At 48.2% G+C, this 24,586-nt stretch carries 23 protein-coding genes, 1 riboswitch and 1 other annotated feature; of the genes, 12 read left to right on the top strand and 11 right to left on the bottom strand.

Annotated features, from left to right (window positions below):
• Positions 1-22 precede the first annotated feature (22 nt).
• The 3 genes from KOG47_RS11880 to trhO all read right to left on the bottom strand — a co-directional run bounded on the left by KOG47_RS11880 (position 23) and on the right by trhO (position 2,823).
• Positions 23-1,246 carry a PucR family transcriptional regulator gene (locus KOG47_RS11880; RefSeq protein WP_159563356.1) on the bottom strand — a complete coding sequence of 408 codons (1,224 nt, stop codon included), beginning with the start codon at positions 1,244-1,246 and terminating at the stop codon, positions 23-25.
• A gap of 91 nt (positions 1,247-1,337) precedes the next feature.
• On the bottom strand, positions 1,338-1,763 hold the full coding sequence (locus KOG47_RS11885) for a divergent PAP2 family protein (RefSeq protein ID WP_143180200.1): 426 nt from the start codon (positions 1,761-1,763) through the stop codon (positions 1,338-1,340).
• Positions 1,764-1,881: 118 nt separating this feature from the next.
• Complete coding sequence (trhO, locus tag KOG47_RS11890; protein WP_159563357.1) at positions 1,882-2,823, bottom strand: oxygen-dependent tRNA uridine(34) hydroxylase TrhO; 942 nt, start codon at positions 2,821-2,823, stop codon at positions 1,882-1,884.
• Between the two features lie 225 nt (positions 2,824-3,048).
• Between trhO and KOG47_RS11895 the strand changes: the two genes are divergently transcribed.
• Positions 3,049-3,693: a TVP38/TMEM64 family protein gene (locus KOG47_RS11895; protein WP_215244290.1), complete on the top strand. Its 645-nt coding sequence runs from the start codon at positions 3,049-3,051 to the stop codon at positions 3,691-3,693.
• A 17-nt stretch (positions 3,694-3,710) separates the two neighbouring features.
• Here the strand turns inward: KOG47_RS11895 and KOG47_RS11900 are convergent, their stop codons facing one another.
• A complete protein-coding gene (locus tag KOG47_RS11900) occupies positions 3,711-5,069 on the bottom strand; it encodes a Na+/H+ antiporter NhaC family protein (protein ID WP_256369436.1) in 1,359 nt (452 codons plus the stop codon).
• A riboswitch (SAM riboswitch) is annotated at positions 5,063-5,158 on the bottom strand. Its footprint overlaps the gene before it by 7 nt.
• Positions 5,159-5,256: 98 nt before the next feature.
• A complete protein-coding gene (locus tag KOG47_RS11905; RefSeq protein ID WP_215244291.1) occupies positions 5,257-6,936 on the bottom strand; it encodes a GGDEF domain-containing protein in 1,680 nt (559 codons plus the stop codon).
• Positions 6,937-7,090: 154 nt separating this feature from the next.
• Positions 7,091-7,302: a binding site (T-box leader), on the top strand.
• A 57-nt stretch (positions 7,303-7,359) separates the two neighbouring features.
• Here KOG47_RS11905 and argS point away from each other — a divergent pair.
• Positions 7,360-9,042, top strand: coding sequence for an arginine--tRNA ligase (argS, locus tag KOG47_RS11910; protein WP_196430356.1), 1,683 nt, complete (start codon positions 7,360-7,362; stop codon positions 9,040-9,042).
• A gap of 44 nt (positions 9,043-9,086) precedes the next feature.
• Here argS and KOG47_RS11915 read toward each other — a convergent pair whose 3' ends face one another.
• Together KOG47_RS11915 and KOG47_RS11920 are read right to left on the bottom strand one after the other, a co-directional pair.
• The gene (locus KOG47_RS11915; protein ID WP_159563362.1) at positions 9,087-9,665 is read right to left on the bottom strand and encodes a metallophosphoesterase family protein; all 579 of its coding nucleotides are present in this window, start codon (positions 9,663-9,665) and stop codon (positions 9,087-9,089) included.
• Positions 9,662-10,153 carry a YajQ family cyclic di-GMP-binding protein gene (locus KOG47_RS11920; RefSeq protein ID WP_074034908.1) on the bottom strand — a complete coding sequence of 164 codons (492 nt, stop codon included), beginning with the start codon at positions 10,151-10,153 and terminating at the stop codon, positions 9,662-9,664. Before KOG47_RS11920 ends, KOG47_RS11915 begins: the two co-directional genes overlap by 4 nt.
• A gap of 68 nt (positions 10,154-10,221) precedes the next feature.
• Here KOG47_RS11920 and pulA point away from each other — a divergent pair, with 68 nt between their 5' ends.
• Positions 10,222-12,219: a type I pullulanase gene (gene pulA, locus KOG47_RS11925; RefSeq protein WP_159563363.1), complete on the top strand. Its 1,998-nt coding sequence runs from the start codon at positions 10,222-10,224 to the stop codon at positions 12,217-12,219.
• Positions 12,220-12,233: 14 nt separating this feature from the next.
• On the opposite strand, the gene KOG47_RS11930 is transcribed toward pulA, so the two are convergent.
• Complete coding sequence (locus tag KOG47_RS11930; RefSeq protein ID WP_074034904.1) at positions 12,234-12,398, bottom strand: YycC family protein; 165 nt, start codon at positions 12,396-12,398, stop codon at positions 12,234-12,236.
• Positions 12,399-12,528: 130 nt separating this feature from the next.
• Here KOG47_RS11930 and KOG47_RS11935 point away from each other — a divergent pair, with 130 nt between their 5' ends.
• The 5 genes from KOG47_RS11935 (at position 12,529) to KOG47_RS11955 (ending at position 17,562) form a co-directional block, all read left to right on the top strand.
• Positions 12,529-13,329, top strand: coding sequence for a hypothetical protein (locus KOG47_RS11935; protein ID WP_215244292.1), 801 nt, complete (start codon positions 12,529-12,531; stop codon positions 13,327-13,329).
• Positions 13,330-13,420: 91 nt separating this feature from the next.
• Complete coding sequence (locus KOG47_RS11940) at positions 13,421-15,544, top strand: MMPL family transporter (protein WP_215244293.1); 2,124 nt, start codon at positions 13,421-13,423, stop codon at positions 15,542-15,544.
• A 248-nt stretch (positions 15,545-15,792) separates the two neighbouring features.
• Positions 15,793-16,425 (top strand): YitT family protein, encoded by a 633-nt coding sequence (locus KOG47_RS11945; RefSeq protein WP_031424422.1) that lies wholly within the window; start codon positions 15,793-15,795, stop codon positions 16,423-16,425.
• Between the two features lie 123 nt (positions 16,426-16,548).
• A complete protein-coding gene (locus KOG47_RS11950) occupies positions 16,549-16,731 on the top strand; it encodes a hypothetical protein (protein WP_215244294.1) in 183 nt (60 codons plus the stop codon).
• Positions 16,732-16,839: 108 nt separating this feature from the next.
• The gene (locus tag KOG47_RS11955) at positions 16,840-17,562 is read left to right on the top strand and encodes a YwiC-like family protein (protein ID WP_214691299.1); all 723 of its coding nucleotides are present in this window, start codon (positions 16,840-16,842) and stop codon (positions 17,560-17,562) included.
• Here the strand turns inward: KOG47_RS11955 and KOG47_RS11960 are convergent.
• The 3 genes from KOG47_RS11960 to KOG47_RS11970 all read right to left on the bottom strand — a co-directional run bounded on the left by KOG47_RS11960 (position 17,559) and on the right by KOG47_RS11970 (position 19,363).
• Positions 17,559-18,506: a DUF4003 domain-containing protein gene (locus tag KOG47_RS11960; protein WP_215244295.1), complete on the bottom strand. Its 948-nt coding sequence runs from the start codon at positions 18,504-18,506 to the stop codon at positions 17,559-17,561. The two genes, KOG47_RS11955 and KOG47_RS11960, sit on opposite strands and share 4 nt — an antisense overlap.
• Positions 18,507-18,597: 91 nt before the next feature.
• The gene (locus KOG47_RS11965; RefSeq protein WP_015880528.1) at positions 18,598-19,029 is read right to left on the bottom strand and encodes a type III secretion system chaperone family protein; all 432 of its coding nucleotides are present in this window, start codon (positions 19,027-19,029) and stop codon (positions 18,598-18,600) included.
• A gap of 67 nt (positions 19,030-19,096) precedes the next feature.
• Positions 19,097-19,363 carry a metal-sensitive transcriptional regulator gene (locus KOG47_RS11970; RefSeq protein ID WP_015880529.1) on the bottom strand — a complete coding sequence of 89 codons (267 nt, stop codon included), beginning with the start codon at positions 19,361-19,363 and terminating at the stop codon, positions 19,097-19,099.
• Positions 19,364-19,640: 277 nt separating this feature from the next.
• Between KOG47_RS11970 and KOG47_RS11975 the strand changes: the two genes are divergently transcribed.
• From KOG47_RS11975 to KOG47_RS11990, 4 genes are all read left to right on the top strand, one after another.
• Complete coding sequence (locus KOG47_RS11975) at positions 19,641-19,946, top strand: rhodanese-like domain-containing protein (protein ID WP_196430363.1); 306 nt, start codon at positions 19,641-19,643, stop codon at positions 19,944-19,946.
• Positions 19,943-22,408, top strand: a complete 2,466-nt coding sequence (locus tag KOG47_RS11980; protein ID WP_215244296.1) for a CoA-disulfide reductase — start codon at positions 19,943-19,945, stop codon at positions 22,406-22,408. Before KOG47_RS11975 ends, KOG47_RS11980 begins: the two co-directional genes overlap by 4 nt.
• Positions 22,409-22,599: 191 nt before the next feature.
• Complete coding sequence (locus KOG47_RS11985; RefSeq protein ID WP_074034892.1) at positions 22,600-24,045, top strand: alanine/glycine:cation symporter family protein; 1,446 nt, start codon at positions 22,600-22,602, stop codon at positions 24,043-24,045.
• An 84-nt stretch (positions 24,046-24,129) separates the two neighbouring features.
• Positions 24,130-24,585: a hypothetical protein gene (locus KOG47_RS11990; protein ID WP_031424431.1), complete on the top strand. Its 456-nt coding sequence runs from the start codon at positions 24,130-24,132 to the stop codon at positions 24,583-24,585.
• The last annotated feature ends 1 nt before the right edge of the window (position 24,586 follow it).

A 24,586-nucleotide genomic window follows, 5' to 3' on the forward strand; every position in this document is an offset into this window, starting at 1 on the left:
TGAAAAATCACAAAGTGAGCGTCTAGTCTTCTAATCGATATTGACCAGCCTTAATGGCTAAATAAATCATGGATCTTTCTGGTAAGGAAACTTGTGTGATATTCGTCAACTCTTCGATGCGGCGAATCCGGTACAGAACGGTATTCGGATGAATATGAAGATGAGCGGCGACTCGTTTGACGTTCCCATCAAAATAAAAATACCATTCGAGCGTCTTCACGAGTTCGGTCTGATGGGATGAATCATAATGCTGCAACCGTTCGACTGTCGGGTGGGTCTCCAGTCGGAGTCCGATACGTCGAGCGAGTTCCGGGACGAGTTGATAAATGCCGATCTGCTCGAAGGCACGGGAAGTCGATAGTTCGAGCGGGAACTTGCGACGCAGCGTGGTAACCCGTCGCGCTTCTTCGGCTGCGGCATATAACATGTCACTTTCGAAAAAACGCCGGCTGATGCCAAGACGTGGTTCGGATTCGCTGAACTTGTCTTGAAGCAATTGTTCGAACCGTTCCGCCCAGGCTATGAGTACAGTCTCTTCATCGGAGAGTTCAGACTTCATATAATGCCAGACGAGTAGCTGCTGACCGTCGATGGCATGTAAAACGACTTCAATTGACTCTTGCGTCGCAAGCACATAGTGAAGGCGTTCCGCAAGTTGAGGGGTGATCGGTTGAGCACATTCGATGACCGTCAACCGACTGGCGACGGCAATCGGAGCAAGTTCGTTCAATCGTTCGCGATTCGCATCCGTCAGGGTCGGAGAAGCGAGGACATCTAATAAGAAGCGTTCGAGCTCGGCGCTGATTCGTCGCTCGTGCATCGCGATGGTCATAAGCAGCTTTTTGGCGATGGTCGCCCCTTCTTGCAAGATGGCTAATTCTTGAGTACTGAACGGATTTGTCCGAGCTAAGCTCCAAATATAGCCGAGTACTTCATCATGTTGTTTGATGACGATTGCGGCGCGTTCCCCAAGACCGACGGCGAGACGGGCCGGGATGACGACCGGTTCATTTTGGTCGATGACTTCTTGTAAAATACCACTCTCCCATAGGTCTTCGATGACAGCTTCTGGGACACGACGCCCGATGATGGTCGCAATCCTGGCCGGGTCGGTCGAATCCGGATGTGTACTATAGGCGAGCAACTGGTGGTGGCGATTCTCAATCGTGATCGGTGCTCGAATCGCTTGACCAATCGCTTCGGCGAGTGTATCGAGAGACTCATAAGATTTCTGCAAAAAAGGCATGTCGATTCCTCCTCTCTCTTGAGTATACCGTCTTCTTTGTGAAACTTCACAAAAAGAATCAAGAGTGTGAGAAATGACATACCTTCTGCGATTACATTGGGAAAAACAGTCCGACGACGAGACCGAGTAACGCTCCGACAATGACTTGGAACGGCGTATGGCCGACGAGTTCATTCAAGAGTGGGGTCTCATGTTTAATTCCTTTGAAATAATCGTTCAAGAGCCGTGCTTGGAAACCGACCGCCTGCCGAACTCCGGTCGCATCATACATGACGATAGTGGCAAAGACGACAGCGAGAGCGAATAGACTCGAGTCAATGCCTTCCATTCGCCCAATCGCGGTAGCGAGTGCGACGACGGTAGACGAGTGCGAACTTGGCATGCCTCCTGAAGCGAACATGATTTCAATTTCAAAATCTCTTGTTTTAATGAGTTCAGTTACGAGCTTAGCCGCTTGGGCGATAAACCAAGCGAGAATCGCAGCGAGTAAAGGTTCGTTAAACATGCGTGCATTCACTTCCTGTCTGACATAGTATCTTCACTATACCCGAAAGAGGCGCAAGCTAGACGTTAAGATTTCGTCAAAAAAAGATGTCTTGGACACGTTCTCCAAGACATCTTCTGGTCGATTTTTGTTACCCGACTACTCCTTCAGTCTCCTGAAGTTTCTCTGCAATGTTATCGATGATATAACGGTTGCGTGGGTGTTCTTGACACTCCTTCGAGCATGAACGCATTTGTTTCGGTTCACACTCTTCACAACAGAAATGCTGTGCATTGCACTCCGGGTTGGCACAATTAACGTAACGAACCGTCTCTGTCCCACAGTGCATACAGTGTGAGACGACAGATGGGTTCACGGAGTTAACCGGGACATTGATTCGCTCGTCAAAGACATAGAGCTCGCCTTCCCAGTCCTCTCCTTTTGTCGCTTCATCTTTACCATACATTGCGACGCCACCTTTTAGGTGGAAGATGTTGTCGTGACCTTGGTCACGCATATATGCTGTAAATTTCTCGCAACGGACGCCACCGGTACAGTACGTGAGAAGTGTTTTCCCTTCGTAGAGGTCCTTGTTCTCTTCGAGCCATTCCGGCATGTAACGTGAAGCCTCTACATCGATTTTGATCGCATTTTTAAAGTGACCAAGTTCGTACTCGTAGTTGTTACGAACGTCGAGGATGACGACATCATCACGATTCATCATCTCTTTCCATTCTGCTGGTTCGAGGTATGCACCGTGTTGTTTCGGTACATCAAACTCGCCATCAAAGCGCCACGTCACGAGCTCTTTCTTGTGACGGACAAAAATTTTCTTGAAGGCATGCTCTTCGACTTCATCGATTTTGAACTCGATATCGCTGAAGAGAGGGTTTGCTTTCAAGTCATTCATGTACTGCTCGGTTTGCTCCCAAGTACCAGAGCACGTCCCGTTGATTCCTTCGGAGGAAATCAAGATGCGTCCTTTGATGCCGAGGTCCTTACAATACTTCAAATGTTCTTGCGTGAGTGTTTCTGGGTCTTCGATGTTGACGTACTTATAGTACAGCAAGACCCGCATTGGTTTTGTTTCCATGTTGTGTTGCTCCCCTGTGTTCAGTTTTTTGCAGGAAAACGAACGTTGGGTTGTGTCGTTCGACGAATAGACTTGCCTGCAACCACAAGTCCATTATTATATGATAAATATCACGACGAATTTTCGCAAATGGTTTTTAATTTTTTTTGACGAATGCAGGGAGATGCGTCTTGTAAATCGAATTCGGGTAATAGAGTAGTAACGAAAGTTGAAGGTGGAACGACTATGCTTAATTCTCTCCAACAGTACATCATCCAATTGATTGAATGGCTTCAAGGTTTGCCTGGTGGTCCATGGGCTGGACTCGGTGCACCGTTTTTAGAAGCGATTTTTCCATTTTTACCACTCGTCTTAATCATCTCTGCCAATGCAGCGACATACGGCTTTCTGTTAGGCGTTCTCTTATCCTGGATCGGGAACCTTCTTGGAACCATCGTCGTTTTTGCGGCTGTCCGTTACGTTTTCCGCAAACCGATGACGCGCTGGCTCGAAAAACATAAGGCGGCGATCTATTGGTTGGAACGAATCAATCATATGAGTCCGATCTCGCTCGGATTCTTGTATTCTCTCCCGTTCATCCCGGTCAGTTTGATCACGTATTTATTGGCGCTCATTCAGATGCCGCTCCGTACGTTCATCATGGCGGCAGGATTCGGGAAACTGCTCGTCGTCGTGATTTTCTCTGTCATCGGGGACCAGTGGGAGGAATTTATCCAAAGTCCATTTCGTTTATCGATGCTCGGTCTACTTTTGGTCGCATTATGGGCCATCAGCCGGGGTCTAGAAGAAGTGCTCAAACGACGCGCTTTCAAGAAACGGAACGAGCGGTTGAAACAAGAGATGGTCACGAAACGACAAACACCCCTTTGAACAAGGGGTGTTTTCACTTATGACTGTTTTTTAAAACGTGGGAAATTGAATGCGATGGCGATTCCTCCACAAATAAAGAGTAGGAACGGATAGAACATGAACGGGACGAGGTCCGGCGATGCGGTCTTCGTCAATTCTGCAGCGATGAGTAATTGAGCTCCGTACGGAAGAATCCCTTGTACCCCACATGAGAAGATGTCGAGTACGCTTGCTGATTTCTTCCGTTCGATGTCATACTCGTCCGCGATGTTCGCTGCAAGTGGACCGGCTACGAGAATGGAAATCGTATTGTTCGCCGTCGCTACGTTTGTCGCACTGACAAGTCCGGCGATGCTCCATTCGGCACCGGCACGTTTTTGAATACGAGATGTCAACGCGTCACGTAAATACGTGAGTCCGCCGTTGTGTGAGATGAGACCGACGAGTCCACCCATGAGTAATGTCAGGAATGAAATTTCGGCCATGCCAATCATCCCGTCCGCAATAGCTGTCACAAACGCCGTGACGGATAGGCTTCCATCTAGGAGACCGATGATGCCGGTGAGCGTGATGCCACCTAACAGAACCAAAATGACGTTTAATCCTGTCAATGCGAGTCCGATGACGGCAAGATACGGAATCAGTTTGTACCATTCGAATGCGGCGACATCGACCGTTGACTCCCCATTTGACAAGACGGCGAGTAAAACCGTCGTGATGATGGCGGCCGGTAACACGATCCAGAAATTCGTGCGGAATTTATCACGCATGTTCGTTCGTTGCGTCCGGACGGCAGCGATGGTCGTGTCTGAGATGAACGAGAGATTGTCCCCGAACATCGCCCCTCCGACAACGGCTGCGGCAGCGATGGCGACATTGACGCCACTCTCTTCATGGATACCGAGGGCGATCGGTGCAAGTGCCGCAATTGTACCCGTCGACGTTCCCATCGCCATTGAAATGAAGGCGGCGATGACGAAGAGTCCGCTCAAGAGAAGCGAAGGTGGTAATAGAGTCAAGGCGGCGTTGACCGTTGCATCGATTGCCCCGATGGCTTCCGCTACCGTTGAAAAGGCGCCAGCCAGTAAGAAAATGAAAATCATGATGATGATGCCCGGATTGCCGGCTCCTTGCGCGATGCGCTCTACGGTTTGGGTGGCACTTCCTTTTGTCATGAATGCCGCAACCATCAAGGCGATGATGGCTGCGACGAGTACCGGAAACTTATAAAAGTCTCCGTAATAGACACCCGCCCCGATGAAGAAAAGTAAGAAGACGAGTAACGGCAAGAGTGCCCATTTGTTTGCTGTTGGTTGTTCCAAAATAATCACCTCACTAAAAAATAAGAAGGACCCTTTTCTGAGAAAAAGGTCCTTCGTGCGAAATACCCTTTTCATCTTTCGAGCAATACGCCCGCTGGATTTGGCACAGGTTCCCCGCTGCCGAGACTTCTCAGGGCCAGTCCCTCCGTCTCTCTCGATAAAAAGTGAATCTATCCAATTAGTAAACACGTTCCCTAACGTACCTGTTTCAAATCTGCTTGTCAACTTAAAAACTCCCCAATTCGATGTGAGAAAGGGGAGTTTACGTCGTTAAATTGTTGAAGTGCGCCACACGGTTACGTCCCGCGTATTTCCCACCGACATATAGCGCACGGTCCGCGTTTCGAATCGTATCGTCTAATCGCTTATTTCCAAACGCATCGATTGTATCGATCCCGATGGACGCAGTCACAGAAATCTCATGATGATCGACAAGGAACGGTTTCGCTTCGATTTGCTGGCGAATTCTTTCTGCAATGTCAACGGCTTGAGACATGTCACAATGATTGAGAAGCAAGATAAACTCTTCCCCACCATAACGGGCGGCAAAGTCATCAGCGCGAAGGGCTTGCCGGATACGTCGACCAAATTCCTGCAACACTTGGTCACCGACTTGATGGCCATACGTATCATTGATTTTTTTAAAGAAATCGATGTCGAGCATGGCGACCGAGATCGGATACATCGAGATGTCGGATATTTGTTGAATCCCGTATTCGTAGAAGGCGCGGGCATTGGCGAGGAGAGTCAAACTATCCGTCCGGCTCTCGGTATACAGACGATCTCGTTCATGACAACGGCTGATGGTCCGGTTGAACGACTTGAGCAACTTGAGGATTTCTTGTTGGATAATCTTCGGATACCCATATACAGGTTCTCCTGTCATCACGATCCATGTTCGGATTCCCTCGATTTCTTCCGAACGAATTGAGACGAAGCTATGGTAGTCGTCATGGAAAGCGTCAGACAATGAAGCATCCCACTCAAATCGCATCTCGTAGTCAAGGACAGGCTCGACAGGTTGACTGATATCCAGTAGCGCAAATACGATGGGGCGATCAATCGGTTGACGTGTTTTCAAGTCGAAATAGAGTGTGCGATTGAATAGCTTGAACTCGATATATCCTTCATCGTAATGGTTCAATTGTTCGCATTGACTTAAAAAGACTTCAATGGCTTGCGCTTCGCTCTGAGACAAAGAGACGGCTTCTTTCGCTTCGTCGTACTGTTCAATCAGAGATTTATACGCATCCTGTCGTCCCTTTTGAATGAGAAGTCGTTTGATGAAGAAGGTCAGTGCTGCCGCGATACTGCTCACGACAAGTAAATTCGTCTCTCGGAAGAATGCTGCGGCTAAGATGAAAATCAAACTGACGACGTATGTGTAGAAGGCGATCTTCAAAAAGTCACTCAACCCGATATCAACGCGGAACCACCATCTCACCTGATACTTTTGGAAAATGGTGTTTAAGAAGATGGCAAGAAATAACCCGGCAAGCGGGATGAATGATTCTTTCGAATAGAAATCGATTCCAGTATCCCCACCGAGGGCGAGATAGACGGTAGCGGGAATGACAATTTCTAAGTATGCCGTAATGGCGTTCCACGGATAGGTGAAGCGAAAACGGCGTATGGCGACTTTTGGTCTCAAATTGGCGAATTGAAAGACGAATAATCCAATCTGGTTGACGATGAGTGCTGTTTCAAATCCAAAGAATAGAAAAAGAATTAATACGATACTCTCAGAGAATGTGAAGTACACACCTTTGACTTCGATTGAATCGAGTTGAAAGATGATGACGAGTAATGAGATTAAAATAAAGGACAACGGATCAATGGTCGGGGCGTGCAGCACATCCAATGCAAATAATCCGATGGTGAAGCAGAACAAAACACTCCATATACTCCAACCGAGCATGGACATCTTGCGAAAGTGGTTCATGTGTTCCCTCCTAGCATGGGACATTTCAAGATATAATAGTAAAGATTCGTCATGATTTCGTGCGAGTCCTGCCTTTCTTTTATCATGCTTGAATTCTAGCATTGAGTATACAGGGAATATCCTCTATAATGAAGTTGCTTTTCAACCGCATAGACGAAAGTCGATGAAAAAGAGAGTAACGATGGTTTAGTCAACAAAGCGACCTGGGGATTGGTGAGAGCCTGGGCTGACAAACGTCGCGAAACGCACTTTTGAGATGCTATCCGAAACGAGAGTAGGCATAGCCGGAGGGAACCGTTATCACCATAAAGCGGTCTGCATCATGCAGGCAAGAAGAGTGGTACCGCGGGAATTCCCGTCTCTTTGCATCTATGCAAAGGGCGTTTTTTTTATGAGTTGTTATTGAAGAAGGAGGACATACAGATGAGTTATGAACGCAAATATGCAGAAGCACTATCCCGTGTCATCGGTGAAGAACTCACGATTGACCAAATTGAAGCATTGATTGAGAAGCCAAAACACGAGGCGCACGGTGACCTCGCGTTCCCGTGTTTCCAATTGGCGAAAGCTTACCGAAAAGCACCTGTCATGATTGCGACAGATATCGCAAATGAATTGAACGATGAATTGTTCACGAAAGTGGAGGCGGCGGGACCTTACGTCAACGTCTTCTTGAGCCGTGATGTCGTATCAAAAGAAATCATCAACACCGTGCTTGAGGAAAAATCGGAATATGCGACACACGAAGCACGCAATGAAACGATTGTGACGGACTTCTCGTCACCAAACATTGCGAAGCCGTTCTCGATGGGTCACTTGCGTTCGACGGTGATTGGGAATGCGATCAACCAAATCGCACGTAAAAACGGATATGACGTCGTCGGCGTCAACCACCTTGGGGACTGGGGCACTCAGTTCGGGAAATTGATGGTCGCCTACAAGAAGTGGGGCGATGAGGAAGCGGTACGCGCCAATCCAATCGCAGAACTCTTGAAATTATACGTCCATTTCCACGAAGAGGCGAAGACACAACCAGAACTCGAAGACGAAGGCCGTGCTTGGTTCAAAAAGCTTGAAGATGGTGATGCGGAAGCGACAGAGCTTTGGCAGTGGTTCCGTGACGAGTCGCTCAAAGAGTTCCAGAAAGTATATGACCTTCTTGGAGTGAAATTCGAAAGCTTCAACGGGGAAGCGTTCTATAACGATAAAATGGGACGCGTCGTCGAGATGCTAGAAGCGAAAAACCTCTTAGTGGAAAGTGAAGGGGCGATGGTCGTCTCGCTCGAAGAGGAGAACTTGCCACCTTGCTTGATCAAGAAAAAAGATGGCGCGACGTTGTACGCGACACGTGATTTGGCAGCGGCAATCTATCGTTACGAGACGTACAACTTCGTTCAAGCAAACTATGTCGTCGGTGGCGAACAGGCGCTCCATTTCAAACAACTCTTCTCGGTCCTTCGTAAGCTTGGATATGACTTTGTTGATGGCATGCATCACGTGCCGTTCGGCTTGATCTTGCAAGAAGGGAAGAAGATGTCGACACGTAAAGGGCGCATCGTTCTTCTTGAGGAAGTCTTGAAAGAGGCTATCGAGAAAGCGCAGGCGAACATCGAGCAGAAGAACCCGGATCTTGCGAACGCACAAGACGTTGCCCGCATGGTCGGTGTCGGCGCGGTCGTCTTCCACGATTTGAAAAACGAACGCATCAACAACATCGAGTTCGATCTCGACAGCATGCTCAAGTTCGAAGGGGAGACAGGACCTTACGTTCAATACACGAACGCTCGTGCGAACTCACTCCTTCGTAAAGGAAACTATGACGGGTCACCATTCACTGGTGCAGACGATGACTACTCATGGGGTGTCGTCACGATGCTCAATGCGTTCCCACACGTCATCACGCGTGCGCATGAACGCCGCGAACCATCAATCATCAGCCGCTATGTACTCGACCTCGCGCAAGCGTTCAACAAGTACTACGGTCACGTCCGCGTCCTAGAAGAAGATGCGAGCAAACAATCGCGTCTCGCTCTCGTCAAGGCAGTGACGCTCGTATTGACAGAAGGGCTCCGTTTACTCGGTGTCGAAGCTCCGGAAGAAATGTAAGACAGACGAAAGGACCTCAAAAAAATTGAGGTCCTTTTTTGTATTCATGCTTTCATCCGCGTGACCGTTCGGGCTTCCGTGTCATATAGACACCATTCCCGATCGAAGATGACGGCGCCGACGTTAATGACATATCGTTTTTTCTTCAAATGGAACGGTGTCCCGAGTTCCCACGGCAGAGAGGTTCCCTTTCGGTAAATCCCGGGGATGTGACTGTGTCCGATGAAGACGAGTGGGTATTTTCCTTTCTCGACCATCGGTTCCCAGTCTTTATTCCACTTCACTTGATGTCCATGTAAAAAGCGTGCTTCCTCGAGAGTCGTCTGTTCCGGCAATAACGAAATCCGTGTTTTCACAGGATGGTCGATTACGAGCACCTCGTCGATTCGCTCTTCCTGATTGCCTCGTAGACTCGGGAATGTGAGTAACGCTTCATAATTTGGGTCGTACGTCACGACGTCTTCCACATGATGAAAGCGCTCGTGACGTCGTTTTTTGCCAACATGGCATTCGTAGAGGTCCCCGAGACAGAGAATATGCTCGGTTTCGCGACGAACGTCATCCAGGACGGCCTTTAAATCATCAAACGAACCGTGCGGGTCACTGATGATGGCGAGTTTCATCGGAAGTTCGTAAATTGGGCATCGACGGACAATTCAAGTTCACGTACGAGTTGCATGACGGCTTGAAGATCGTCACGCGACTTACCTGTCACGCGAATTTGGTCGTCCTGGATTTGCGATTTGACTTTTAGTTTTGATTCCTTGATGGCGTTGTTGATTTTCTTCGCGTCATCTTTGTCGATGCCGCTTTTCAATTTCACACGTTGGCGAACCGTGCCGCCGAGTGCGTTCTCTACTTTTTGATAGTCGAGGTTTTTCGTCGGGACACCGCGTTTGATCAATTTCGTGATCAAGACGTCTTTTAATTGCTCGAGTTTATAGTCGTCATCCGAGATGAGGACGAGGTCGCCACTGTCGAGGGACATCTCACTCTTTGACCCTTTGAAGTCATAACGGTTCAAAATTTCCTTTTCCGCAATTTGGATTGCGTTCTTTACTTCTTCAAGATTCATTTCTGACACGATATCGAAAGAATTGTCTTTTGCCATGTTTCATCCATCCTTTGTGTGGTTTTGTTATAATGATAGCAGATTTGAAGCAGTGAAGGAGTGAAGAGATGGAACGTACAATGGATCAACACACACATGCAGACTTAGATCACGTTGCCTATCACGGGAAAGACCTAGGGGTGACGTTCAAAGGGGAACAGATTCGACTACGAGTTTGGTCTCCGGTAGCGGAACAGATGTCGGTCAAGTTGTATCGAACAGCCCGTGCCCGTAAGTTTGAACGACTCGAGCTCGAGCCGGCTGAGAAGGGGACGTGGGTGATCGAACTCGACCGTGCCTTATTCGAAGGTCAATTTTATGTATTTGAAGCGCTGATTGATGGGAAAAAAGTAGAGTCGCTCGATCCGTATGCGAAAGTCGTCGGAGTGAATGGGAAACGAGGATGTCTGCTCGATCCGGCATCTTTGAACCCGGACCATTGGATCAAAGAACGTCCGCTATTCAATTCTTCACAAGAGGCGGTCATCTATGAGGCGCACGTCCGTGATTTGACGAGTCACCCAGAGAGTGGGGCGACGCACCGTGGGAAGTTCTTAGGGATGACCGAGACGGGTACGACGACCACGAGCGGTTACCCGACCGGACTCGATTATATTACCTCGCTTGGAATCACTCATCTCCAATTAATGCCGTTCTTTGACTACGGCTCGGTGAATGAGTCACGTGAAGGGGAAGACAATTATAACTGGGGTTACGATCCGGTTCATTACTTTGCGGTCGAAGGATCATACGCCTCGTCGGCAGATGACCCGGCGACGCGAATTGTCGAATTGAAGGCACTGATTCAAGCGCTCCACGATCGAGGCATCCGGGTCATCATGGACGTTGTCTTCAACCACACGTATGATGCGTTGACAACACCGCTCGGGCAATTCGTCCCGGACTATTACTATCGCTTAAACGAAGACGGAACACTCGCGGATGGTTCGGCATGTGGGAATGACACGGCATCCGAGCGTGCGATGATGCGTAAGCTCATGGTCGAGTGTGTCACGTACTGGGCGAAAGAATTCATGATTGATGGGTTCCGCTTCGATTTGATGGGACTCCATGACGTCAAAACGATGAACCAGATTCGGAAAGCGCTCGACCGCGTCGACCCATCGATTCTTGTCATCGGGGAAGGGTGGGATTTGGATACACCGCTCCCGGTTCGTAAAAAAGCGAATCAGCATAATGCGCATAAGATGCCACGCATCGCCCAATTCAATGATGGGATTCGAGACGGTGTCCGAGGAGACGTCTTCATCGAAGACTTACCGGGCTGGGTGAGTGGAAACACGGATATGACAGCAGATGTGAAACGAGGGATTGCTGGTGGCATCACGAGCCAAAGTTTCGCTGATGAGCCGAACCAGGTCGTCAACTATGTAGAATGTCATGACAATTTGACGCTTTGGGACAAGTTATCCGTGACGAATCCGGAAGATGACGAGACGACACGTCGCCGTCGCCACCGTTTGGCGACGTCGATTGTGCTCCTAAGTCAAGGGATTCCATTCCTTCACAGTGGACAGGAATTTTTCCGGACAAAAGACGGGGATGAGAATAGCTTCAATTCAGGCGAAGTCATCAACCGTATGGACTGGAACCGGGCGGAGCAAGAAGCGCCAAGTGTGGAATATGTGAAAGGTCTCTTGCGTCTGCGTAAGCAATATCCGCTCTTCCGACTCGAAAACACGGAACAGATTCGCAAACACTTGCGTTTCTTTGATGAAGCAGAGGGTGTGATTGCCTTTGAATTGAGCCGTCATGTGGAAGGATATGTAGAACGACATATCGTCTACCACAACGCACTCGAGGAGGCGGTTGAGGTCAAACTTCCATCTGGCAAGTTCGAGGTGAACGTGGAGGACCATACCGTTAATCTGACGGCGCCACGTCAAGTCGAGGACCGTCATATGACGGTCGCTCCACTCTCGACACTAGTCGTAACCGAACGTCGCCCAGATTACAGCAAGTACGCTGTGGCCGGTGGTGCGGCCCTCGCTGTAATCGGTGGTCTCTGGTATGTATCGAGAAAGCGGAAACGCAAAGAGCAGTAACCAAAAAGGAGACGTTAATCCGTCTCCTTTGGTGTGTCTTCCTCTGTTTGAGATGCCTCGAGTTGCATCATTTTTTGAACGAGGATGTGTTTTGGCATATGCATCAGTTCCTCGAGGGGGACGTTTAATTTTTTTGCGAGTTCAACTGCGGTCTCTGGTGATAGTTGTAATGGACGCATGGAAGGTCTCCTTTCTATACGATATGTCTTTACCGTCAGTATACAGGAAAATCGAAAATGTGTTGAATGAACACATTCAAAATCGAATTTCGTTTCGGTCGTTGCTAAGCTGAAACTAGGAAGTGATCAAATGTACAAACAAACAGCAGACTTTCAATTTCATCAAACGATCGAATGGCTAGAACGTGTAGGTGAAGGTTGGATGTTGTACTTGGCGCAAACTGGATTTTTGTTCTTTGACGAGTCGTCTCAAATTCGCTGGGAGATCGACTGGAAATGGACACCATGCGCCCTATATGTGGAGCCGAATGCAAGACGTGCCGTGGCATGGTTCCAGGAAAAAGGACTTTACGGAGTCATTGATTTACAACGAGGACAGATGGAGACGCATGCAATCCCTCAACGATTCAACGGAGACTGGTTTAGCAATTTGCACTATTGGCAAGGCGATGACATCTTCTTATATTCAGCCGAATCGGATGTCGTAGCCTTGAACCTCCATAATCATACGTTTCGATATAGCCGCTATGAAGAAGTCCCTGTCTTTGGGAACATCATCGAGCTAGCGTATCAAGAGACGTATGATTTTGAACGATTCACACCTGAAACGTGTGTGACATTGTTCGATGAACGAACTCATCATTTTTTAGTTGAAAATGTGAAGACGAAAGAAACCTGGCGCATTCCATACGAAGGAAACCGCGACACGGTCATTCTCGATCAAGTGGGAGAAACGACGGCGATCACATCGACAGAGTCGTTCCAACTGTTTCATCGAGAGGAAGAATTATTTTGCTCAAGCGTGTGTGCAGACACCCAATTATTGAAGGTAATGCTGTTAGATGAACGAGGGGGTCGACTCGTCGTCTTGTCTGCACCACCTCGATTTTGTCATAGCTGGCTTCAAGTCTTTGAACGACAAGAGTCCTGAACCGAACCTAGGTTCAGGAATTTTTTGTGAAGTGATGATGAATGAATCGAGAAAGGGGAAGTAGATGGATAGACAGGGAGGAGTGACATCAATGGAATGGTTAGGTAGGCAGTTGGTTCGTTTTCGGTATGGCGTATTACTCATATGGGCGATTTTACTCGCGGGTTCAGTTTATTTCGGGCTACAGCTCCCGGGTGAGTTGAGAGGAAACGGATTTGCCATTCAAGACGGACGTTTCCAACAGGTAGAAGATCAGTTGAATGAACGATTTGATCGAGCAGATGCTTCAATGATCGTCTTATTTGAAGGAGGAAATCTGGAGGCGGTCATGGACGAACAACAAGACCGTTTTGGGGAAATTTCATCAATTGATGGCGTGATTACCCCGGCGGAGAATCCGGACGCGCGTTCAGGGGACGTATCCTATTTCGTGCTGGAATTCGAAGATTATGATGCGGCGGAATCCTCGATCGATGCCGTCCGAGACGCGCTCATCGTTGATACGGATACCGAAGTCCGCTTGACGGGAGAACCGGTCTTTGCGGATGACTTAAACGAAGCTTCGAAAAATGACTTGATTCGAGCGGAGTTGATTGGGATTCCGGTCGCGCTTCTCGTGTTGTTGCTTGTTTTCGGCACACCGCTCGCCGCGCTCATGCCGTTACTCGTCGGGTTGATTACCTTTATTGTCGCAGCGGGATCGCTATTCTTTTTTGCACAAAACATGGAATTATCTATCTTTGTTCTCAATGCCGTCGCCATGATTGCGATTGCGCTTGGGATTGATTTTTCACTGTTACTCGTCAATCGGTATCGGGAAGAGTTAACGCGCGGGCAATCGAGAGAAGAGGCAATTGTCCGGACGGTAGCGACGGCGGGACGCTCGATTCTCTTTTCAGGTCTATGTGTCTTTGTCGGATTAGCCGGACTCCTATTTATTCAAGTAGATGTCTTTCAGGCGGTCGCGCTCGGTGCCCTCATTGCCGTCGCGGGGGCCGTGCTATCTGCACTGACCTTGTTGCCGTCGTCGCTTTACTTAGTCGGTGACGCCTTGAATAAAGGACGAATCATCAAGACAGATGAGACGAAATCTGAAAAGCGCTGGCAAAAACTTGCTCGCTTCGTGATGAGACGTCCGGTGACGATGACGCTCATTGCTTTGTTGATCCTGCTCCCGAGTCTTTGGTTCGTGCGCGACCTAGAGTTGAACATTCCGGACGCTGATGCGCTCCCTACCTCATATGAATCACGAGCGGCACTCGAACGATGGGACGATGTGTTTGGGGATAACTCGACCGATGCGGTCCTTCTGTTTGAAGCGAACGATTTGACCGATCCGATGATTTTAGAGGAATTGACGAGTCTCACAGATGAGTTAAACGAGGTCGATATTGTCGATAATGTCTCGACTTTCTTAACGACATCCGGATTGACGCCTGAGACGTTTACTCAACTCGCCGAAGCGGCGCCAGAACAACTCGCCCCACTTGAGCGACTTGTGACCCTTGATGGGAATACAGATTTGGCGCTCGTGAATGTCAGCTTCGATGTACCTCCGAGCGACAAAGAAGCGCAAGCATTCGTACGCGATTGGCGAGACAAAGGGTTTGAAGTCGGCGGACCGGCAGCCTTCAATGAAGAGATTTATGATGAGATTTATGACAGCATTCCCTATGCGGTCATCACCGTCATCTTGGCAACCTTCTTCATCCTCATGTGGGCGTTCCGATCCATCTTGATTCCAATCAAGGCGATTCTTATGAACGTGCTTGGTCTTGGGGCGACGTTCGGTTTACTCGTCATCATTTTTGAATCAGGTTATGTGTACGATGCAGAAACAATCAGTATTTTGACACCGGTGTTCATCTTCTCACTCGTCTTTGGATTGTCGATGGACTATGAGGTATTTCTCGTTTCGCGAATCGAGGAATATTACCGCGAGACAGGCGACAATGACTATGCGACGGAGATGGGGCTTGCGAAGACGAGTAAAATCATCACTTCAGCCGCCATCATTATGATCGTCGTGACGGGTGCGTTCGCCTTCACGGGTGTGAGCCCGATCAAACAGCTTGGTGTGGGGATTGCGCTCGCCATCTTCATTGATGCGACCATCATTCGGATCCTGCTCGTTCCGTCTCTCATGAAACTGTTCGGGGATTGGAACTGGTGGTGGTTCGGAAAGAAAGATTTACCGAAACGTAACATGCACTAAAGGTAAAATTCATGAACTGAATCAAAATGTGTGGTAAACTACGTACAAGATTACGCGCAATTTGAGAAAGGAAGGTCTTTATGGATACCGAGAGGACATGGCCTCTGTTCCAACTTCCGGACTTCTAGCGTTGACTGATCGCTTACACGTGTATCAATCAACAAACGGAAGATCGGAGATGGAACAGATGGAACCGCAGCTACGACTGAGGATCCTCCTCTCCGTCAAGAACGGGGAGGACAATCGGAATGAAACGAGTTGCTACCATAGTGCTCGGAACGCTGATCATGGCGTTCGGTTATTATTATTTGAATGAACAGTTTGGTTTGGCGGAAGGCGGGTTCGTAGGATTATCGCTACTCGGTCGTTATTTATTTGATATCGACCCGGCGATTTCGATGATCGTGCTCGACATCCCATTTTTTATCGTCGCTTTGTGGTGGAGAGGATGGCGTTTTGTCGGGCAAGCGGTACTAGCCGCTTCGTCCTTGTCGCTTAGTTATGCGATGTGGGACCGTCTCGACTTGCTCACGTTTGATATTCAAGTATGGCCGGCAACATTGTTTGCGGCCATCGCGAGTGGGATTGTAACCGGATATGGTCTCGGTCTTGTCTTGAAGTCAGGCGGGGCTACCGGGGGCGATGACTTATTCGCTCTTGGCTTATCGAAATGGACAGGTGTGTCGGTCGGTACGATTCTGATTATTTTTGATGTGATCGTCCTTGGGATTTCACTCATCTATTTACCATTATCGAACGCATTGTATACTCTCATCGCAGTATCGATTGCCGGAAGGGTCGTCACAAAGATGCTCGTCGTCGACGAACCGAAAGCGACACCCGTCGCACCAAATTGGACACCAAAAAACGATCTCGCATGAGATCGTTTTTTTATGAAGAGTGAGAGCGAGTTAGGTTGGCTTGAATCCCGATGGAAAAAAATTACTGTTAACAAATCGAGAGTGGTACAATGAACTATAGATTGAATTTCTGGTGGTGAGAAGATGAACCGTAACATCGTAAACTTGAGTATCCTCGCATTACTTATGGCAGTGATGGTAATGAATAACCTTGAAGGACTGCACATGCTCAAAACGATTGTGAACAGTCTGGCAATGCTGACGCTATCTGTCATTGGAATCATGTTCATAACGAACTATGCGAAAAATAAGAAACAAGCTATGTGATGAAATAGGTGGCTGGCGCTGCCTATTTTCTTTTTCGCTTTTTGTGGTAAATCTCACAGCGCATGCTCTCACCATCCATTACACTAGTGGAGGAAGGAGTGATGGTTGATGAAATGGATGATTCCAACACAGCATGGGGCATGGTCGATGCTCATTTTACCGTTCGTTCTTGGAGGGACAGTCGGGGGATGGGTGTGGACACATGTGCCTTTTGCTATTGCATGGTTGTTTGTCTATATGGGGACATTCTTCTTATTCCAATACATCAAGCAACGAAAGAAATCGCGTGAGCTTTTACGCACCGTGATCATCTATCTGATGATTGCTACACTATCCATCATCCCAGTCTTATGGATGCAATGGAGTCTCATCTGGTTCGCTTTTGCAATGATTCCATTCGGTCTCGCAAACGCCTATTTTGCCAAAATCAAAGATGAGCGAAACGTATGGAATGACGTCAGTGCCGTCACTTCATTCTGTATTGGAGGAATGGCGAGTTATTACCACGGAGCACACGTCGTGGATGAAACAATTGCATGGGTATTCGTTTTGCCATACCTCTATTTCCTCGGAAGTATCTTTTTCGTCAAGACGATGATTCGGGAAAAGAAGAGCATCGCGTATCGTAACCTTTCGTGGGGGTATCATATGCTGTTAATCGTCGTGTTCATTGCGCTCGGTTATCCGCTGCTCGCTTTAGCATATGCTCCGAGTTTGATTCGTGCTATTTGGTTCTACGGCAAAAAAATCCCAATCATGAAGATTGGGATTGTCGAAATCGCAAACTCTGTATTTGTACTGGTGTGTCTCACGATGAATCTCTTAATTTAATTTGTGGTTGATGAGGTACTAGCGATAACGGCGGCAGTCGTGGCAGCGGTCGCCGCTTGTTGCATCGCCAATAAGTGGGCAAACGTACCGTGGAGCAATAAGTCGCTCGCCTCGTTTGTTATGCGTTCGGCCGCTACAAGTTGAAGTGCGATGAGCACGCTATGTGTGTTGAACCAGCGCTGCTTGTCTTTTTCGGCCCCTACGATTTCCTGAATAGTATGAATCGCGCTCGTATTCGGTTCCGTGACAATGCTAAGTAGTGCGAGTGCGGGTAAGTGTTCGCGACGAATCGAGATGTGCACTTCATCTAATTGAGACTTCCATGTGAGCAATCGAGAGACTGCTTCTTCGGGTGAGGACTCGCTGAACGTCAAAAGGTGCGAGACGAGTTGCAGTTCGTTTGACTTCGGGAGCCGTCCCTTCAATAATGCATAATGTTGCTCGATGCGTTCGTTCAAATCAATGATATCGTCAAACGCTTGCACGAGCACGAGCGCCGATAATAAGTCTTCCTCGCTTGTCAACCAAGGGTGATGTCGTTTGAACGTTTGATATAGTTCGGTCGCCTCATCGAGCCGACGGTCGGGTTCCTCGACATTGATCAGTTGATTCGCTAAAAAGGGACGTAGTGAACTGAAGCGGAAGTGTTTCCGGTCGAGTAACGTATCGAGACGGAGCGCCTCGTCGATTGCGGTTCCGATGTCCTCATACTTGGCGTCGAGAAACGAGAGCCAGACGAGGTTTTGACTGTCTCGAAACTTCGAGAACATCTTCGTTTTTTGTTTTAATACATCGCGTGCGTTCGAAAATCGAGATGCCTCGAACGGGGTGTCGTGAATCGCGTAATGAACGGCCATCAAGCGTCGGAAATCATCTGTCAGTTCCCACTTTGTTGCCGTCTTGATGGCCTCTAGTGCTTCTACATATCGTTCATATCGTGTCATGTCGAATCGCCTCCTTGTCCAATCATACGAGCGGGGGCGATCAGATGTTTCAAAAAAAGCCGTCTCGGAAACATTTCCGGACGGCTTTTGATTATTGTACTTGTGTGTAGAGTTTTTGCATGTACTCGTTCACTTCATCGGCCGCTTGGAACATCATGAATGAGTGTTGCAAGATGATCTCTGGTGAGAAACCGAGGTCGAGGTCGAGTGTCGAGGCGAGTGTGACATCGCGATCGCTGTCGAGTACACAACGGAAGTATTTGAACTCCTGGTTGAACTCGTTCAAGGCATTAAGAATCGGTAAATCTTCTACGTAATCTGGGACGTGCGTGACGGTAGCAGCATACAACTCAGCATCTGTCGTCTTTTTGTTAAAAGCGATAATCATAACGGGCTGAGCCCCGGATTTTGTTGTTTCACGCGTCAAGAACGTGACGTGCGTTTCAGTGTCGCTCTCTTTGAACGTCATGTTGCGTTCAGCGGCGAGCGCTCTAAATGATTCTACTTTTTCTTCGAAGTTCACAAGGAAATCCCCCTTAGTAAGTCGTTACTCTAACTTTCTCCCATTTGGACAGGGAAAGCAAGGGGAACTAGCGTTTCATCAACATTTTAATGGCTTCTTCCACCGTTTCGGACGTATCTTCGCCATCTGCTTGAGCGGTGATGATACATTGTTCCAAGTTCTTAGCCACAATGATAGTCGAAGCGCGATCGAGTGCGGAACGTGCGGCACTTAATTGCGTCACGACATCGCGACATTCTTTTCCTTCCTCCATCATCCGGATGATGGCACGAATTTGTCCTTCCACTCGTTTCATGCGATTCAATACTTTTGCATCGTATACATACGGTTCCATATCATTCACCTCTATAGGAAAAATTGTTCAGTTACCCAACTATTTATTGTGTAGGCTCATCTTAATACATGGGGGAGTATGTGTCGAGCATCAACTATCCAAATGGATGATGTTGAAAAATTCGACATTTCGTCAAACTTATTTCTTGCAATTAAATACCTAAGGGGGTATATTAATGACGTGGAAGCGAAATGTTCAACAAATCACAAACTTGTCGAACGCCAGCAACCAAGCCGAATGGTATAAATCGAATTGAAAACAGAAAGGTAGATCAACGATGAAAGCATCCGCTTTAAAACGTCAAATGGACTTTGAAGTGCCTGTAAATATCGTCGACGTCCGAGAACGTGACGAGTTTCAAGAAGCACATATTGAGGGCGCGAAAAACTATCCGTTATCCGAAATGACAGAGTGGATCGACACGCTCGATCCAGCTGAAGAATATGTCGTTCTTTGCCGCTCAGGTGCGCGTAGCACGCAAGCGACTTGGCAAATGGAGGCGAAAGGCTATAAAGTGGTCAATATAGAAGATGGCTTGATGAGTTGGCCAGGAGAAGTCGTCAGAGGAGGAAATCGACAATGAGTAAAAAAATCGTAATCGTCGGTGGGGTAGCAGGTGGTGCGTCTGCAGCTGCACGACTCCGTCGTTTGAATGAAGAGAATCAAATCGTCATGTTCGACCGTGGGGAGTATATCTCATTCGCGAACTGTGGTCTTCCATACTATATCGGGGATGTCATCCAAGACCGTCAAAAACTCCTTGTTCAAACCGTTGAAGGGATGAACAAGCGTTTCCAACTCGATATCCGCAATTTGACGGAAGTCATTAAAATTAACCGTGACGAAAAAACAGTGACGGTGAAACACGTTCAAACAGGCGAAACGTATGACGAGTCATACGACGTTCTCATTCTTTCTCCGGGAGCGAAACCGATTCGTCCAAACATCCCTGGAATCGACGAGGCAGAAGATATTTTCACGCTTCGCAACATTCCGGACACAGATAAAATCCGTGGCTACGTCGATGACAAGGCGCCGAAGCATGCGACCGTGATTGGTGGAGGCTTTATCGGGATTGAGATGGCAGAAAACTTACGTGAGCGTGGTGTTGAGGTGACGCTCGTTGAGATGGCGGACCAAGTCATGACGCCACTTGACCGTGAGATGGTGGCGCCAATTCATGAACACATGCGCTTGCATGGCGTCGAGCTTCAATTGTCTGATGGCGTTTCTTCGTTCTCAGAGCAAGGAAAGAAAGTTCATTTGACAAGCGGTCGTGTCATCGATACAGATATGGTCATCATGTCGATCGGTGTTACACCGGAATCGACGATTGCGCGTGAAGCAGGCCTTGAAACAGGTACGCGCGGTGCCATTCGTGTTAATGAAAAGATGCTCACATCAGACCCGAATATTTACGCGATCGGGGATGCGGTCGAAGTACTCGACTACGTCTTCAAAGAACCAACTGTCGTGCCACTCGCATGGCCAGCGAACCGTCAAGGCCGTCTCGTTGCCGATATCATTAACGGCCGCGACGTGAAATACAATGGAACGATGGGAACGGGAATCGCCAAAGTATTTGATATGACGGTTGCATCGACAGGATGGAATGAAAAACGGTTGAAGGCGGCTGGCAAGACGTATGAGGCTGTTCACGTGCATCCAGGTTCGCATGCTGGTTATTATCCAGGATCGACACCTGTGTCGCTTAAACTCTTGTTCCACCCGACAACGGGTGAAATCTATGGTGCGCAAGGTGTCGGAATCAATGGAGTCGATAAACGCATCGACGTCATTGCGACAGCTATGAAGGGTGGTTTGACGGTCCTCGATCTACCTGACCTTGAGCTCAGTTATGCACCACCGTTCAGTTCTGCGAAAGATCCGGTCAATATGATCGGGTATGTCGCATCGAACGTCGTCCTCGGTGACAATGAAGTCGTGCATTGGGATGAAATCGATGAGCTCGTGGAAAACGGAGCGACGTTACTAGACGTTCGCGATGAATCGGAGCATGAACTCGGAAAGATTCCAGGATCGATCAATGTGCCACTCAACTCATTACGAGAAAACTTGGACAACTACGACCGGAATGAAACGATTTACGTGACGTGCCAAGTCGGTCTTCGTGGCTATCTCGCATCACGCATCTTACGTCAAAACGGCTTCAAAGTGAAAAACTTGAGCGGTGGCTACAAGACGTGGTCGCAAATCAATCGTGATTTCGAGGCGCTTGAAGAAGCGAACATATCAAATGAAACAGCGGCTACCGTTGTAGAAGAGGAGCCAACACAAATGACAAATGCACCAATCGGGGAAGCGGTCATGTTAGACACATGTGGTCTACAATGCCCGGGACCTATTTTAGAAGTAAATAAGAAAGTCGCAGAACTCGGGGAAGGCGAAACGCTCCGCGTTCTCGCAAGTGACCCAGGATTCTTTGCAGATATCGAAGCATGGGCGAAGAAGACAGGCAACAAACTCATCTCGAAACAATTCGTTAACGGACGCGTTGAAGCCATCCTTCAAAAAGGACAAGGTCCGGCTGCACCACAAGCAGGCGCACCAGCAGGAGACGGTGCATCAATGGTCGTCTTCAGCGGAGATCTCGACCGCGCACTCGCATCCCTCATCATTGCGCAAGGTGCTGCCGCGATGGGGAAAGAAGTGACGATGTTCTTCACATTCTGGGGACTCAATGTCATCCGCAAACCGGACGCACCGGAAGTGAAAAAGCAAGGTCTTGAGAAAATGTTCGGCATGATGATGCCAGGACATGCAGGCGAATTGCCACTTTCGAACATGAACTTCGGTGGTGTTGGTCAAAAAATGATGAAGAAAGTCATGAGCGATAAGAACGTTCCTTCTGTCGAAGAAATGATTAAGTCAGCGCAAGAAGCAGGCGTGAAAATGGTAGCTTGCACGATGTCAATGGATGTCATGGGCATCAAAGAAGAAGAGTTGATTGACGGGGTCGACCTTGGTGGCGTGGCGGCTTATCTCGGCGCAGCAGAAGGCGGAAATTTAAACCTCTTTATCTAAATGAAATATAGAACGAGTCGGATTGCGATGCGCTCTCCGGCTCGTTTTTTTGCTTTTAGAAAGAACCGAGATGATGTTGAAAAAACGAATTAATATTGCAATTTTCGTATAATTTACCTATAATTCAAGTCATGTTAAGAAAGTTGACATGACTTTTTCTGTTGAGATTTTTAGAATGATGGAGGATTAGTATGGAGAAATTTGTAGAGAAACTCGTTTCGCAAGCGAACGATTTGTTGTGGTCGCAAGTGCTCATCGTTGTACTTGTTGCTTTAGGTCTTTATTTTACAGTTCGTATGGGCTTCGTTCAGTTCCGCATGATTCCTGAAATGTTCCGCCTCTTGTTCAAAGAGGGCACAGCACGTGAAAAAGGCCAAGTGTCTTCGTTCCAAGCTTTCGCAATCGGAACGGCAGCTCGTGTAGGGACAGGAAACATTGCCGGTGTGGCGACAGCGATTGCGCTAGGTGGCCCAGGAGCAGTTTTCTGGATGTGGCTCATTGCGTTGATTGGGGCAGCATCTGCATTCGTCGAAAGTACGTTGGCACAAGTGTACAAGATTCGTGATGGACGCACATGGCGTGGGGGACCTGCCTACTATATGGAGCGTGCGCTCGGCCAACGTTGGCTAGGTGTCTTGTTCGCGATTTTGATCACGTTCTCATTCGGATTTGCGTTTAACTCGGTACAGTCGAACACGATTTCACTCTCTGTGAGTAACCAGTTCGGGATCAGCACAACAGTCGTCGGGATTGTCCTTGCGATTGTGACGGCCATTGTCGTCTTCGGTGGGATCCAATCGATCGCACTCTTGTCGAGTATCATCGTACCGGTCATGGCAGGTGGCTACATCTTACTCGCGATTTGGATTATGGTGACGAACGTTTCCCTTCTACCAGACGTCTTCAGCCTCATCTTCTCAGAAGGAGTCCTCGGAATTGAGCAACTCTTCGGAGGGGCGATTGGCGCCATGGTACTTCAAGGGATTCGTCGAGGTCTCTTCTCGAACGAAGCGGGTATGGGTTCTGCACCGAACGCCGCTGCGACAGCGGAAGTATCGCACCCTGTCAAACAAGGATTGATTCAATCGTTTAGCGTATTTGTCGATACATTGCTCGTTTGTACATCGACAGCGATGATTATCTTGATTTCAGGCGTAGCCGGTTCAGAGTCGTTTGCGGGTGTCGAATTGACGCAAGCCGCGTTGACAGCAGAAATCGGTTCGGTCGCTACATCGTTCTTGACGATTGCGATTTTCCTATTTGCGTTCAGTTCGATTCTTGGAAACTATTACTACGGTGAGACGAACATCCAGTTCATCTCGGATAAGAAAATCTATGTCACGCTCTATCGCATCGGTGTTGTCGGCATGGTCTTGTTTGGTGCGGTCCGCTCTGCCGGCCTTGTTTGGTCGATTGCTGACGTGTTCATGGGTCTCATGGCACTCGTGAACTTATATGCCATCTTCCGCTTGGCGAAAGTGGCTCGCGCCGTTCTCGATGACTACTTGGCACAGCGACGCGAAGGAGAAGACCCAGTTTTCTATGTCGACTCGGTTGAAAATCTTCCTGGTCGTGAATACATCGAAGCTTGGGAAAGCGAAACAGAGGAACAACAAACAGGAACAAGTCGTTCTTGATATAAGGAACCGTCTACGAATTCAAGTAGGCGGTTTTTTTACATATATAAGACGGGTAATGTCATAAAAAGGGGGCGTTCATGTATGGAGACGACGCATTATGTACGTGTTTCCCCAGAAGTTTGGGTGTCATTTAATCAGGATCCGGAGATGATTTTAGACTGGTTGATTCATATGCATGAGCAATATCGGGATCGGGACGATACGCTGACGCTTCCGAATGTGGAACCGTTTCAACGCGTACTTAGTCAAATCGAGGTATATATCGACGGGGCCGACACGTATAACATGGAAATGGCGCTCGTCGGCGAAGAGTTGATTGTCAATGAGGCGCAGGCGGTCGTGGTCGGTATCTTGACCCCGCAGTTACTTCATATCGTCAAAGATACGTTGCATGCGTTCGGGCGAGATGATGTGAAAGACATGGCATTCGTTGCAAAAGATGAATTCGAGATGATTTGGGAAGATTGGACCCGGTTGCAACAGTTTTGTGAGATCGCTTCGTCCCAGGAAGAACTCGTCTTGATTTATTATGAATGAA

Origin of the sequence: Exiguobacterium sp. s121 (assembly GCF_018617245.1) — a bacterium.
Classification (GTDB): Bacteria; Bacillota; Bacilli; order Exiguobacteriales; family Exiguobacteriaceae; genus Exiguobacterium; species Exiguobacterium profundum.

What these genes read in the sequence shown, in the direction of transcription:
- KOG47_RS11895 (WP_215244290.1), top strand. Translation starts at nt 3,049, where the DNA reads ATGCTTAATTCTCTCCAACAGTACATCATCCAATTGATTGAATGGCTT.
- pulA (WP_159563363.1), top strand. Translation starts at nt 10,222, where the DNA reads ATGGAACGTACAATGGATCAACACACACATGCAGACTTAGATCACGTT.
- KOG47_RS11945 (WP_031424422.1), top strand. Translation starts at nt 15,793, where the DNA reads ATGAAACGAGTTGCTACCATAGTGCTCGGAACGCTGATCATGGCGTTC.
- argS (WP_196430356.1), top strand. Translation starts at nt 7,360, where the DNA reads ATGAGTTATGAACGCAAATATGCAGAAGCACTATCCCGTGTCATCGGT.
- KOG47_RS11930 (WP_074034904.1), bottom strand. Translation starts at nt 12,398, where the DNA reads ATGCGTCCATTACAACTATCACCAGAGACCGCAGTTGAACTCGCAAAA.
- KOG47_RS11915 (WP_159563362.1), bottom strand. Translation starts at nt 9,665, where the DNA reads ATGAAACTCGCCATCATCAGTGACCCGCACGGTTCGTTTGATGATTTA.
- KOG47_RS11960 (WP_215244295.1), bottom strand. Translation starts at nt 18,506, where the DNA reads ATGACACGATATGAACGATATGTAGAAGCACTAGAGGCCATCAAGACG.
- KOG47_RS11940 (WP_215244293.1), top strand. Translation starts at nt 13,421, where the DNA reads ATGGAATGGTTAGGTAGGCAGTTGGTTCGTTTTCGGTATGGCGTATTA.
- KOG47_RS11900 (WP_256369436.1), bottom strand. Translation starts at nt 5,069, where the DNA reads ATGAAAAGGGTATTTCGCACGAAGGACCTTTTTCTCAGAAAAGGGTCC.
- KOG47_RS11970 (WP_015880529.1), bottom strand. Translation starts at nt 19,363, where the DNA reads ATGGAACCGTATGTATACGATGCAAAAGTATTGAATCGCATGAAACGA.
- KOG47_RS11990 (WP_031424431.1), top strand. Translation starts at nt 24,130, where the DNA reads ATGGAGACGACGCATTATGTACGTGTTTCCCCAGAAGTTTGGGTGTCA.
- KOG47_RS11905 (WP_215244291.1), bottom strand. Translation starts at nt 6,936, where the DNA reads ATGAACCACTTTCGCAAGATGTCCATGCTCGGTTGGAGTATATGGAGT.
- KOG47_RS11980 (WP_215244296.1), top strand. Translation starts at nt 19,943, where the DNA reads ATGAGTAAAAAAATCGTAATCGTCGGTGGGGTAGCAGGTGGTGCGTCT.
- KOG47_RS11935 (WP_215244292.1), top strand. Translation starts at nt 12,529, where the DNA reads ATGTACAAACAAACAGCAGACTTTCAATTTCATCAAACGATCGAATGG.
- KOG47_RS11975 (WP_196430363.1), top strand. Translation starts at nt 19,641, where the DNA reads ATGAAAGCATCCGCTTTAAAACGTCAAATGGACTTTGAAGTGCCTGTA.
- KOG47_RS11950 (WP_215244294.1), top strand. Translation starts at nt 16,549, where the DNA reads ATGAACCGTAACATCGTAAACTTGAGTATCCTCGCATTACTTATGGCA.
- KOG47_RS11985 (WP_074034892.1), top strand. Translation starts at nt 22,600, where the DNA reads ATGGAGAAATTTGTAGAGAAACTCGTTTCGCAAGCGAACGATTTGTTG.
- KOG47_RS11880 (WP_159563356.1), bottom strand. Translation starts at nt 1,246, where the DNA reads ATGCCTTTTTTGCAGAAATCTTATGAGTCTCTCGATACACTCGCCGAA.
- trhO (WP_159563357.1), bottom strand. Translation starts at nt 2,823, where the DNA reads ATGGAAACAAAACCAATGCGGGTCTTGCTGTACTATAAGTACGTCAAC.
- KOG47_RS11955 (WP_214691299.1), top strand. Translation starts at nt 16,840, where the DNA reads ATGAAATGGATGATTCCAACACAGCATGGGGCATGGTCGATGCTCATT.
- KOG47_RS11920 (WP_074034908.1), bottom strand. Translation starts at nt 10,153, where the DNA reads ATGGCAAAAGACAATTCTTTCGATATCGTGTCAGAAATGAATCTTGAA.